At 70.3% G+C, this 12204-nt stretch carries 12 protein-coding genes and 1 pseudogene; 9 read left to right on the forward strand and 4 right to left on the reverse strand.

Annotated elements, in window-relative coordinates:
• Positions 1-465 (forward strand): fasciclin domain-containing protein (locus E1211_RS24735; protein WP_132351392.1); only part of this gene is annotated, 465 nt, incomplete at its 5' end.
• Between the two features lies 1 nt (position 466).
• Here E1211_RS24735 and E1211_RS24740 read toward each other — a convergent pair.
• Positions 467-1474, reverse strand: coding sequence for a tyrosine-type recombinase/integrase (locus E1211_RS24740; protein ID WP_132351393.1), 1008 nt, complete (start codon positions 1472-1474; stop codon positions 467-469).
• Between the two features lie 53 nt (positions 1475-1527).
• Between E1211_RS24740 and E1211_RS24745 the strand changes: the two genes are divergently transcribed.
• From E1211_RS24745 to E1211_RS33815, 3 genes and pseudogenes are all read left to right on the forward strand, one after another.
• A complete protein-coding gene (locus E1211_RS24745; RefSeq protein WP_132351394.1) occupies positions 1528-2064 on the forward strand; it encodes an AAA family ATPase in 537 nt (178 codons plus the stop codon).
• Between the two features lie 239 nt (positions 2065-2303).
• The gene (locus E1211_RS24750) at positions 2304-3800 is read left to right on the forward strand and encodes a M1 family metallopeptidase (protein WP_132351395.1); all 1497 of its coding nucleotides are present in this window, start codon (positions 2304-2306) and stop codon (positions 3798-3800) included.
• 562 nt (positions 3801-4362) lie between these two features.
• Positions 4363-4449: pseudogene (locus tag E1211_RS33815) on the forward strand (short-chain dehydrogenase/reductase); the annotation flags it as partial.
• A 90-nt stretch (positions 4450-4539) separates the two neighbouring features.
• Here the strand turns inward: E1211_RS33815 and E1211_RS24760 are convergent.
• A complete protein-coding gene (locus tag E1211_RS24760; RefSeq protein ID WP_132351396.1) occupies positions 4540-5025 on the reverse strand; it encodes a hypothetical protein in 486 nt (161 codons plus the stop codon).
• Between the two features lie 311 nt (positions 5026-5336).
• Here E1211_RS24760 and E1211_RS24765 point away from each other — a divergent pair, with 311 nt between their 5' ends.
• From E1211_RS24765 to E1211_RS24780, 4 genes are all read left to right on the forward strand, one after another.
• Positions 5337-6218, forward strand: coding sequence for a CHRD domain-containing protein (locus E1211_RS24765; protein WP_207915500.1), 882 nt, complete (start codon positions 5337-5339; stop codon positions 6216-6218).
• Between the two features lie 375 nt (positions 6219-6593).
• A complete protein-coding gene (sigJ, locus tag E1211_RS24770; RefSeq protein ID WP_132351398.1) occupies positions 6594-7484 on the forward strand; it encodes an RNA polymerase sigma factor SigJ in 891 nt (296 codons plus the stop codon).
• 177 nt (positions 7485-7661) lie between these two features.
• Entirely contained in the window at positions 7662-8159 is a 498-nt protein-coding gene (locus E1211_RS24775; protein WP_132351399.1) for a cupin domain-containing protein, read from the forward strand.
• 96 nt (positions 8160-8255) lie between these two features.
• Positions 8256-8714: a carboxymuconolactone decarboxylase family protein gene (locus E1211_RS24780; RefSeq protein ID WP_132351400.1), complete on the forward strand. Its 459-nt coding sequence runs from the start codon at positions 8256-8258 to the stop codon at positions 8712-8714.
• A 258-nt stretch (positions 8715-8972) separates the two neighbouring features.
• Here E1211_RS24780 and E1211_RS24785 read toward each other — a convergent pair whose 3' ends face one another.
• The gene (locus E1211_RS24785) at positions 8973-9638 is read right to left on the reverse strand and encodes a TetR/AcrR family transcriptional regulator (RefSeq protein ID WP_132351401.1); all 666 of its coding nucleotides are present in this window, start codon (positions 9636-9638) and stop codon (positions 8973-8975) included.
• 58 nt (positions 9639-9696) lie between these two features.
• On the opposite strand from E1211_RS24785, the gene E1211_RS24790 reads away from it, so the two are divergent.
• Positions 9697-10566, forward strand: coding sequence for an SDR family NAD(P)-dependent oxidoreductase (locus tag E1211_RS24790; protein ID WP_132351402.1), 870 nt, complete (start codon positions 9697-9699; stop codon positions 10564-10566).
• Positions 10567-10879: 313 nt separating this feature from the next.
• Here the strand turns inward: E1211_RS24790 and E1211_RS24795 are convergent.
• A partial coding sequence (locus E1211_RS24795; RefSeq protein ID WP_132351403.1) for a family 20 glycosylhydrolase occupies positions 10880-12204 on the reverse strand: 1325 nt, incomplete at its 5' end.

The following is a 12204-nucleotide window of genomic DNA, read 5'->3' on the forward strand; positions in this document are numbered from 1 at the left end:
TGTATAAGAGACAGCGCCGGCCTCCCCGTCGACCAGGCCCTGACCTGGATGCCCACCCTCACCACCTTCGAGGCCGCCCTGCGCACCAGCGGACTACTCACCGAACTCGACCACGACGGCCTCACCCTGCTCGCCCCCACCGACGACGCCTTCGTCAAGAAGTTCTCCGACGACACCTGGGACACCCTCATGACCCGGGACCACGACAAGCTGCGCACCCTGCTCAAGGCGCACCTCATCGCCGGCACCCACACCCTCGACGACCTCGCCGCCGCCGGCACCACCACCACCCTCGACGGCACCGCCCTCACCGTCACCCGCACCGGCGACACCACCCGCTTCGGCGACACCGCCGACGCCGTCTGCGCCGACTACCTCGCCACCGGCGCCCGCATCCACCTCGTCAACGCCGTCCTCGGCCCGCTGCCCACCACCGCCGACGGCAGCGGACACCGCGCCCACTGACTCACCCCGCCGAAGACTCCCGACCCACCAACCCGGCCAACGCCCGGTTCGTACGGTTGGACCGCACCGCCGCCCGCTGCTGACCCGCCGTCACCTCGATGTACGTCTGCGACGCCGTCAACGACGCATGCCCCAGCAACCGCATGATCTCCGCGGCGCCCGCCCCGTCCTCCGCCAACCGGGTCGCGAAGGTGTGCCGCAACGCGTGCAACCGCGCGCCCCGCGGCACCCGATCGGTGATGCCCGCCCGCCGATAGCACGACTCCACCAGATACTGCAGACCACCCCGGCGCAGCGGCTCGCCCCGCCGATCCACCAGCAGCGGCGAATCCGGCCGCACACTGCGCGCCCCGAACCGGCGCCGGCGACTCTCCACATGGTCGGCGAGCACCCGGTCCACGGCGTCCTCGATCGGCACCGTCCGCGGCCGCCCGCCCTTGCCGGCCACCTCGACCCGCCGCTCACCCGCGCGACCGGTGACCGACGCCACCCGCAGCGCCAGCAGCTCCGACAGGCGCAGCCCGGCACAGAGCGCCAACGCCAGCACCGCCAGGTCCCGCTCCGGCCACGGGTCACGCTGCCGGCCGGCCTCCCCGGCGACAGCGGCCAGCAGCTCCTCCGGGGTGTCCTCACCCCGCAGCGGCTTCGGCTGGGGGAGCGGCGCACGCGGCCGTCCCACCGCCGACATCGGGTTTCCCGGTACGACCCCCTCGGCGACCAGGAAGGTGAAGAAGTTGTTCCAGGTGGACCAGGCACGGTGGACGGACGCGGCGGCGCGGGGAGCGGCGAACCCGGCGAACGCCGCCCGCATGAGCCGGGGGGAGAGGGCGTCGATCGGCAGCGCGTCGAGGGGCAGGGGAGGGGAGAGGGCTTCCCCGGCCAGGTCCGCGACGCTGCGCAGATCCCGCCGGTAGGCCGCCAGGGTGTGGGGGGAGGGCTTGCGGGTCGCGCGCGCGGTCAGGAACTCCTCGATCCAGAACTGTACCGATTCATCCCGTCTGTCATGCATAAGGCATATTATGCACGAATTTCGCATTACCGGACAAGTCAGGGGAGGATGTCATGCGCCGGTACGTGCTGACGGGCGCTCCGGGAGCGGGCAAGACGAGCATCGCGCGCGCCCTGGGGCAGCGCGGCTATCCGGTCGTCGACGAGGCGGCCACCGACGTGATCGCGGCGGAGCAGGCCCGCGGGGTGGCGCAGCCGTGGGCCGAGCCGGGATTCGTCGCGGCCGTCGTCCGGCTGCAGCGCCGACGCCGGAACGCCGAGACGCGGGGCCCGGTGCAGGTGCACGACCGCTCGCCGCTGTGCACCCTGGCCCTGGCCGAACATCTGGGGCACCCGGTCGGCCCGGAACTGACCGCGGAACTCGAGCGGGTCGACCGGGAACGGATCTACCAGCGCACGGTGTTCCTGGTCGGATCGCTCGGCTTCGTCATCCGTACGGCGGCCCGGCGGATCAGCCTGGCCGACGCGCTGGCCTTCGGTCGGCTGCACGCCCGCGTCTACGCCGAGTACGGCTACGAACTGGTCGAGGTTCCGCCGGGGCCGGTGGCACAGCGCGCCGCCTTCGTGGCGGCCCGCCTCGACCCCTGCTGAGGGAGGGCCGGATTCCGTTTACTTGACATAATGTACATTATCGAACACCAGCGGGGACGGCTTGTGGGGCTGCCGAGCTCGCTGATCGCCGTCCTGCCTGGACTCCCGGTTGGCCGAGCAGCCGGCTGCTCGGCGGGCCTGCGGCTGATTGGTGAGGGCGGCATGCGGGCGGTCGCCGTGGTGGGTGTGGCGTGCCTGCGGCAAACCGGAATCGAGACGGATCCAGGGGCCCCATCGATATGCCGCTCCGCGCGAAATCGGGCGGGGGCGGACATGCTGGCGATGACACACGAGCGTCAATAGACCGAAGTCTGTCGACGACACGGGGAGAATCGATGTCGAGCCTGACGCTGCTGAGTCGCTCGCGTTCTGACCGGCACCTGTCCCGGGCCCTTACCCTTCTGCTGCTCGTGGGGGCGGCAGCCACGGTGTCACCCAGCCCGGCGTCGGCTCAAGCGCCGACTCAGGCGGTGCCGCGGGCTTTCCCGCAGGAGTCCCGCGGACCCGGGTTCGTCAACTACGACGTGCGGCTGACCGCGGACGACACAGGAGCCCGTTGGCGCGGCGGCATGAGCGTGCGGTTCGTCAACACCACCGGCGTGGTGCTGGACACGATCTGGCTTCGCCTGTGGGGCAACGGCGAAGACGGCTGCGCGGCACCGGCGGTGCGCGTCACGCGACTGTCCGGCGGCACGGCGGGCGATCCGGCCGTAGGGTGCACCGCCCTGCCGGTGCGGATGGCACACCCGCTGCGGCCCGGGCAGCCCGCACTCCTGCGCTTCGATCTCCATATCTCGGTGCCCGATCGGGATGCCCGCTTCGGCCACAACGGACCGTACTATCTGCTCGGTCACGCGTTGCCGGTCCTGGCCGTCCACGACGGCAAAGGCTGGCACCTCGACCCGTACAGCACCGGCGGGGAAAGCAACTACTCGCTGACCGCCGATTGGGCCGTGCGCCTCGACCACCCGCGCGCGCTCGCGATCCCGGCGACAGGTTCCGCGGTCGCCGTGCCCGCGAGACCCGGCCGCACCCTCACCACGATCGCCGCGAAGCGCGTCCGGGACTTCGCGTTCGCCGCCGGCCCGTTCGGCGAGCGGGAAGCGTTGACCCGCCACGGTGTCCGGGTCCGGCTGTGGTTCACCGACGACGTGAGCGCGGCAGAGGCGGACGACACGCTCGCCGGAGCTGTCGAATACATGGACACCTTCGCCGGCTGGTTCGGTCGCTACCCGTATCCGGAGGTCGACCTCGTCTCGTCACACTTCGACTGGGGAAGCATGGAGTACCCCACCTATGTGGTGACCTATCCGGCCCGCACCGCGGTCGCGCACGAGTTGGCGCACCAATGGTGGTACGGGCTCGTCGGCAACGACCAGTACGCCGACCCGTGGCTGGACGAGGCGATCGCCGAGTACGCGAAACAACGGGCGACCGGCGACGAGAACATGGTGTGCGCTGATCCCTTCTGGCCGTCGCCGGACGCGAAGGTGACGAGTGGGATGAACTACTTCAACGCCAACGGCGGCTACTACCTGGTCGTCTACCTTCTCGGGTCGTGTCTGATGCACGATCTGGAGCGGACGATGGGTCCGGACAGGTGGCTGGCGTTCCTGCGCGACTACGCGACGGCGCACCGGTACGGGGTGTCGACGCCGGTCGCCTTCCGCGCCGAGGCGCAAGCGGCCAGCCCGGTCGACCTGGCGCCGGTGTTCCACCGCTGGAGAGCCAGCTGATCGCCGAGCGCCGGGCGGCAGTGGAAGGCCTGTCGCGTCCTCGGGGCGGGGCGACTCCACTGGACGTCTGGTGCCGGCCCGGTGAGCGCCGAGGCCAGCGGCCAACCACGGTTCCCGCTCGGCCTGCTTCGACCGCCGCGTTGAGCGAACTCGTGGTCGGGTTACTTGCCGCGGACCTTGTCGTCGCCGGATCGTCGCACTGCGGTTGTGGACGCCTGTTCGTGGTGGGCGTGGCCGAGGGCTGATCTTGACGTCCGCCGATGGAACGTCTGGGCGGGTTGATACCTCTCCCCCGGCTCCGCGCTGCCGGACGCCTCGTTCCGGCCATCGCATGATCGTGGATCATGCGATGGCCGGACCGCGTGTCGCCTCCGAGCCTGAACGCGGTTTGCTGTCAAGCGCGCTCGAAGCTTTAGCGTCCGGGCCATGACCACGCGGTGGCAGCGGCCGCGGTCGTGCAGCGGGCGCTGGAGGTGTTCGGGCGCGTCGACGTGCTCGTCAAGATGCCGGCGCCGGACAGGTCGGCGCCGCCGAAGAGATCACGGATGTCGCGCTGCGGGCCGTGCTCGAGCAGCACCTGTTCGGCCCGGCCGCCTATGTGCGTGCCGTGCTGCCCCACCTGCGGGAGCGTCGCTCGGGTGGGATCGTGCAGATGAGCGGCCAGGGCGGGCGGAAGTCGTTTCCCGCCGTCGGCAGCTACTCAGCGGGCGAGGTCACGATTCGGGTTGCGGGGCGTTGCTCAGGGCATCGTCCTGACGAGCGTTCCATCGGCGCCGACGGCGAACCAGACGTTGTCGACACCCTGCCCGTCCACGTCCCCGGGGCCGACGTCACCGACGTAGTAGTAGAGGGGCCAGTCGCCGTACGTGGCCTGGCTGGTGCCCTCCGCGCGATCGGTCTGCGACAGCAGGTCGGGGCTGGCGCCCGTGCCGGTCGTGGCCGGCTCACGGCTGATCAGCGCCGGCCAGGTGGCGACGCACTCGTCGGTGCAGCTGCTGGTGCCGTCCTTGTCGTTGAGGAACGCGTAGAGGGTCCGGCCGTTCTGGTCGGTGAGGATGGGCCCGAGGCTCGACTCCTCCACCTGGACGCGCACCGGGTTCTGACCGGCGTTGCTCTCGCCTCCGGCGGTGGCGGGTGCGCTCTGGCCGGCGGGTCCGGACGTGCCGCCGCAGGCGGCGGTGGTGGCGATCAGAGCCACTCCGAGGAGGAACATCGGAGCACGCACAGGGGATTTCTCCTTCGGGCCGTTGACGTACGGAGTCCCCGTCTACACGGGTGAACTCCCCCGGCGGTTCACCCGTGATGAACCGGGATCCTCGTCGGCTCGTGTCCGCGTTGAGTCGTGCCACGCGGACCCGCACGGCACCTCCTCCCCGAAAGGACACGTCCATGCGAGCTCCGCTTCGTGCTGTGTCGAGCCTGGCGCTCGGTGTGACTCTCGCCGCGGCTGCGGGCAGCCAGGCGGCGGCGGACCCGCCGTCGGCTCCCACGCACGCGAGCACCTCGACGTCACCGATGGACCATGACATGGCCGGCATGAGGCACGGTGCGCCGCACGCCACGGTGGACCGGTCAGTCGCCATCCAGCGCGCCAGACTCGAGGCGACCTACTTCGCGGCCGAGATGAACGGCCTCAACCTGGTGCAGGCGCCGGGCCAGCCGACAGTGGCGGGGCGGATCCTCGGCGACCGCGACGGCCGTGCCACCGGCCTCGTCCGGGTGCAGGGCGACCGGGTCACGTTCGCCCTGCGCTGGGAGGGCATCAGCGCGCCGACGGTGGCTCACATCCATGCGGGGAGCGCTGAGGTAAACGGCCCGGTCGCGGTGTCGCTGTTCGCCACCCCGGTGCCGGCCACCGCGAGCGCGGCCTCGGGCGTGCTGACCGTGGACGACCCGGCGACCGCTGATGCGATCCGCGCCGATCCGGGCAGCTTCTACCTGAATCTGCACACCGAGGAGTTCCCCGCCGGTGCGGTACGCGGCCAGTTGAGCGAGCTCGGGCGCCCCGCCGATCTGCTCGGTCTGTTGAAGAACGGTGCGGTGGAGCAGGCGTTCCTCTCCGGTGACCAGGAGGTCCCGGCCGTCGGAGAGCCGGCCGTCGGTGATCCGGCCGGACGGGGCGTCGGCTTCGTCAAGGCGCGCGGCACGCGGGTGGATTATTCGTTCGCGTGGGTGGGCGTCACACCGACTTTCGGCCACCTGCACAAGGGGCGGTTCGGCAGTGACGGCCCGGTGGTCATGCCACTGTTCGGTACTGCGGTTCCCGACACGATCGTGGCCCTCTCCGGTACGGTGACCGGCGTCGGCGAGGCGTTGGTCGAGGACCTCGCCGAGCATCCGTCGGACTACTACGCGAACCTGCACACCGCTGAGTTCCCCGGCGGCGCCGTACGCGGTCAGCTTTTCGACCGCGGGTAGCCGTGACCGGTGGCACCGGAGTCGGGTGGGCCCGCAGGTGTCTCGGGGGTGGCAATCGGCTCGTCCGTGCACAGCCTGGCGTCTTCGGCAGTGCTGGCTGTTTCGACCAGGTCGTGGCGTAGGTCGACCCGCGATCGTCAGGGCAGACGGACTGCGAGTTTCATCTGGTACCTCCCGGCTTGAGAAGATGAGGATCGGCGAGCTCGCGGAGCGTGCGGGCACGTCCCGCCCGCATACCGATCCCCCACCACGGCGGCGCGGGCGCTGCCGGAGGCATGGGTCTGCGCGGGCCGGTTCGCTTGCGCGCTGCCTTCGCTGGTCCCCGGTTCGGATGGCTACGCTGGTATCCGCACGTCGGAGGAGGTTGCGATCTGTATGGGTGACTGGCGCGGGCCCGGACGGTCGGAGCAGGCGGACCCGCTCGGAGCCGGTTGGGAGCGACACCGGCCCGCGGTCTTCGGTGTGGCCTACCGGTTGCTGGGTAGCGTGGCCGATGCCGAGGACGTGACCCAGGACGTGTGGCTGCGGGCGGCCGGAGCGGATCTGCGGGACGTCGGTGATCTGCAGGCCTGGCTGGTGACGGTGGCCGCGCGACGGTCGTACGACATCCTCAAGAGTGCCCGTTACCGCCGGGAGACCTATGTCGGGCCGTGGCTGCCGGAGCCGCTGCTGACCGGGCCGGAGGCGTCGCTGCCGGTGCTCGTCGACGAGTCCGTCAGTTCGGCGATGTTGCTGATCATGGAGGAGCTGAGCCCGCCGGAGCGGGTGGCCTTCGTCCTGCACGATGTCTTCGGTCTCGAGTTCGGCCGGATCGCCGAAGTGTTGGACGTCTCCGTGCCGGGTGCCCGGCAGCTCGCCTCGCGGGCACGACGGCGGGTGGCCAACGCGAAGCGGTCCACGCCGCAGGCGTCGAAGGCGGAGCGCGAACGCGTCCTCACGGTCTTCCGTGCCGCCTACGAGGCCGGGGACCTGGCCGGCCTGGTCCGGCTCCTGCACCCGGACGCCGTCTACGTCACCGACGGCGGCGGCAAGGCCTCCGCGGCACGCAAGCTCATCCACGGCGGCGAGCGCGTCGCCGAGGTCATGGTGCGTACGGGACGCCAGTGGCGCCCGGGCCGCATCGAGTTCGCCGAGGTCGGCGGCGAGCTGGCCCTCGTGTTCCACCGGGAAGGCCGGGTCTTCTCCGTGGACACGGTGCAGATCACCGACGGTCTGATCAGCGCGTACCGCAGGGTGATCAATCCCGACAAGCTCGTGCGCGTCTGAGCTGTCACACCCGGAGGGGCTACCTCGTCTCCCTGATGAGAACGCGAAACGGGCGACGAAGGGATACGCGCAAGCCGGTGGGAGCACCCACCGAACGCTGTGTATCCACCTGCAGCCGCTGTGCGCCCTGCGCCAGCAGGTTACGGGCTCGAGTCGCCCCTCCCAGTAAGGATCTGGATGCAAACCATCACTGCGCGAGGCAGGAAGGCCGGTATCGCCGCAGGCCTTCTGGCTGTCGCCACGCTGACGGCGGCCACGGCCTGCTCTGGCTCCGACCGGCCCGCCCATGCCGAGGGTTCGAGCACGGGCGCGGCATCGGCGTCAGCGTCGGCGCGTCCGGCCGAGACCCTCAAGCCGCTGCTCCAGCAGGCCCTTCCGGATGTGAAGGGCAAGACGTTCACCTCGGCGGTCGTCGAGCTTCCGCCCAACGCGAGTGCGGCGCCGCATCGGCACGGTCAGGCGTTCGTGTACGCGTACGTGCTTGAAGGCACTGTGCGCAGCAAGCTCGACGACAAGCCGGTGACCACCTTCCACCGGGGTGAGAACTGGGTCGAGCAGCCGGGTACCGATCACGTTCTCACGGAGAACGCGAGCCAGACCGAGCCGGCCAGGCTGCTGGTCGTCTTCGTCTCCAACACCGGAGACAAGCTCAAGGTCGACGACCCGAGGCCGTAGCCCGGGGCACGCACTGATTGGCAACACGCTGCAGGCAGCACCGCGAGGCGCGCCCGAAGGGCGCGGCGCGGATTACCCGAACGGATCGAAGGAACCATGACTGAAGTTCAGCGAGTCAACATCGGCGAGCAGCATCCTGTCGCCTACAAGGCCCTGATCGCCCTGTCGTCGGAGGCGGACACTGCCGCTGCCGCGGCGGGCCTCGACCCGCTGTTGGTCGAGCTGCTGCGGATCCGCACCTCCCAGATCAACGGCTGCGCGTTCTGCCTGCGCATGCACACCCGCGACGCCCTCAAGAAGGGTGAAAACCCTGACCGGATCGCCGTGCTGCCCGCCTGGGCGGAGACCGGTTACTTCTCCGAGACCGACCGCGCCGCCCTGCGCCTGGCCGAGGCGATCACCCTCGTGGCGGACGAGCACGTCAGCGACGAGGACTTCCGCGCCGCTGCGGCTGTGCTCACCGCGGACCAGATCTCGGCGGTCGCCTGGCTGGTGACTGTGATGAACGCCTTCAACCGGGTGTCGATCACGAGCCGGTACCGGGTCGGTAACTGACCTTGACGGTGGCAACGGTGGTGGTACGGACTGCCGGGCCGCCGCCGTCGTGAGGGTACGTGGTGGATCGGTCGGGCAGTTGGTGCGAGCTGTCCGACTGGCCCGGCTCGCTCGTGAACGTTTCTTCGCGCCAGGCGCAGCGCTCCGTGCGGGGGCGCTGCGCCTGGCGACACTACCGGGCCCCTCGGTCGAGGTGGCGAGTGGCGTATAGCCCCCTCCCCTGCCGTCGGGCGCCTGCAGGGCCTGGTGGCCGGTCTTTCACGCTTGCAGGGTTGTTCGCATTCCGGTCAGCAGGGCGGTCAGGATGCGGGTGAGCTGCGGTCCGACATTGACCGCGGCGTGTGCGAGCTCGGGGTGCGTTTCGTAGAGATCCCTGAGTCGCGTGCCGGGTGCGGCCATCTGCCAGAGGGCTCCGGCCATGCTCGTCGCGGTGGCCACCACGTCGAGTGCCTGGAGTGCGGTGATCCCGAGGAGCCGGTGCAGAGCCTCGGCGATCGTGTCGACCTGGGCCAGCGCGATCGTCTTGAATTGGTAGGCGGCCTCGAGTGACACGTTGCGTTCCAGGTTCAAGGGTGCCTGTGCGAGCAGGTCGCAGAAGAACGGCCGGGAGGCCAGTGACTCGGCGATGGTGGCGGCGACAGTGCCGGCGTCGACGGTGTCGAGGTGTTCGAGGCGTGCGCGAACCGCTGTGGTCCACTCCCGCCACTCTTCGGCGGTCAGGGTCAGGTAGATCTGTTCGCGGGTCTCGAAGTAGCGCAGCATTGCGGACTTGTGCATGCCGACCGCCGCCGCGACGTCGGTCAGGGTGACCTCCCGGACGCTGCGTTCGGTGGCGAGTGCGCGTGCGGCGGCGAGGATGTCGCGTTCACGCAACCGCTTGGCCTCGGGGCTGCGCGCTCGTTGCCGAGGGGTGATCGCTGCCACTCCCACAATTTAACACAACCCAGTTGCCTAATTAGTGAAACCATGTTTCGCTACGAGTGTGGCAAAGACATGGTTCATCACCGGCTCGTCCCGCGGCTTCGGTCGCGCCCTGACCACCGCTGCCCTGGAGGTCGGCGACCAGGTCGTCGCGACCGCCCGTACGCCCGAGCAGCTCTCCGACCTGGTCGAGCAGCACGGCGATCGTGTGCTGCCGGTGGCTCTCGACGTCACCGACTCGGCCGCTGTCGCGGCGGCCTTCGACGCGGCGCTCAAGCGGTTCGGGCGGATCGACGTCGTGGTCAACAATGCCGGCTATGCGAACATCGCCCCCGTGGAAACCGGTTCCGAGGAGGACTTCCGCCGGCAGTTCGACACGAACTTCTGGGGCGTGTACCACGTGTCCAAGGCAGCGATTCCAGTGCTCAAGGAGCAGGGCGCCGGCACGATCGTGCAGTTCTCGTCATTGGGCGGACGGGTCGGAGGAAGCCCGGGCCTGGGCTCCTACCAGGCGGCCAAGTTCGCCGTCGACGGCCTCACCCGGGTGCTCGCGGCCGAGACGGCGCCGTTGGGCATCAAGACCCTCGTCGTCGAGCCCAGCGGGTTCGCCACCGACTGGGCGGGTTCGTCCATGCAGATGCATGAGGTTCCCCCGGAGTACGCGAGCACGGTGGGCCTGCGCGCCGACCGCAGCAACCCGGCGTTGACCGCCGGGGACCCGAAACGCGCCGCGGAGATCCTTGTCCGTGTGCTCAATCGCCACGATCTGCCGTCACACCTGCTCGTCGGCAAGTACGCGGCATCGGCGGCGCTGGACTACTCGCGGCGGCAGATCGCGGAGGCGAGCGCGTGGGAGCAAGTCAGCCGGTCCGCCGACTTCGACCAGCCGTACCCGGTCGACTTCCCGCCGGAGGAGCCGACGGCCCGTTGACCTTCCGTGGCCGCAGCGGTCCAGGCGGCCCGGCGGCGGGTCGCCGCCGGGCGCCCGCGATGGTGATCGCTCCCCCGGCCGCGGCGAAACGGCTCTCGCCACCGGCGGCCGGTGGGGCGCTGTTCGGTGTCGGTCCGGCGCGGTAGGTGATGTCGGCTTCCAGGACGAGACGCATCTGCTGTCAGCTCGGCTTGACGGCCTTGTCCCAGAGGCGTTGCAGGTGGTCGCAGATGGTGCGCGTGCCGAGCGCCGCGGGCGGGAACCCGGCGGCCCCCGGCCAGTGAGCTGGGGGCCGCCGGGCGGCGTGCGCCGGTCAGAGCCAGGGCACCTGCGGTGACGGGTAGTAGTCGACGTCTTGCAGTCGCCAGCGCGGCGCCTGCGCGCCGAGTCGGGTGCGGAACGACTCCCAGTCGTGGCTGGCTGCCGTGGACCAGCCGAGTTCGGCGATCGCGGGCAGCCGGGGGAAGGCCATGTACTCGATGTCGTCGATGCTGCGCAGGGTCTCCGACCACAGTGGCGCCTCGACGCCGAGGATCGCGTCCTCGCCGACGCCGGTGACGCGGTGGGCGGGGTCCCAGTCGTAGGCGTCGCGTACCTCGATGTAGGCGGCCCAGGACAGGCCGAGCGGGGTGTCGCGGTCGTACTTCATGTCGAGGTAGGCCTTGTTGGCCGGTGACATGACGACCTTGTTGCCGCGGGCGGCGGCCTCGGCGAGGTCGGTGTTGGTGGTGCCGGTGCCCCAGTACTGGGCGATGACGTCGGTGGCCGGGTCGACCTGCATGACCTCGTTCCAACCGTAGGCGCGCTTGCCGTACTTGTTGACCAGCGGCAGGACGCGCCGCATGAAGGTGGCGTAGTCCTCGTCGGTGGTGGCGTGGGCCTCGTCGCCGCCGATGTGCAGGTAGGGGCCGGGGGTGATCTCGGCGAGTTCGCGGATGACGTCCTCGACGAAGCGGTAGGTCAGCTCGTCGTCGATGCAGAGAGAGCTGTAGCCGACGGCGATGTCGGTGCGGGGTGGCGGTGCGACGCCGTCGCAGTTGAGTTCGGCGTAGGTGGACTGGGCGGCGTTGGTGTGCCCCGGCATGTCGATCTCGGGGACGATGGTGATGTGCCGGGCGGCGGCGTAGGCGGTGACGGCCCGGTAGTCGTCCTTGGTGAGGTACCCGGGGCCGACGCCGTCGACGCCGGTGCCGGGGCCGCCGCCGACGGTGGTGAGTTTCGGCCAGGAGTCGATCTGGATGCGCCAGCCCTGGTCGTCGCTGAGGTGCAGGTGCAGGTAGTTGATCTTGTACTGGCTGAGCAGGTCGATGTAGGTCTTGATCTCGCCGACGGTGTGGAAGTGCCGGGCCAGGTCGAGCATGGCGCCGCGGTAGGCGAAGCGGGGGTGGTCGATGATGCGTCCGCCGGGTACGGCCCAGGTGGTGCGTTGTCGTTGGGACGCCTCGATCTGGGCGGGGAGCAGTTGGCGCAGGGTCTGGGTTCCGGCGAAGAGGCCGGCGGCGGTGTTGGCGCGGATGGTGACGCGGTGGCGGGTGACGTCGAGCTGGTAGCCCTCCTGGCCGAGGCGGGTGCCGGCGCCGCCGATGAGCAGGGCGATTTCGGGCAGGGGGGTGGCGTGGACGGGGAGGACCGGCAAGG

This window comes from Micromonospora sp. 15K316 (assembly GCF_004348525.1).
GTDB lineage: Bacteria > Actinomycetota > Actinomycetes > Mycobacteriales > Micromonosporaceae > Micromonospora.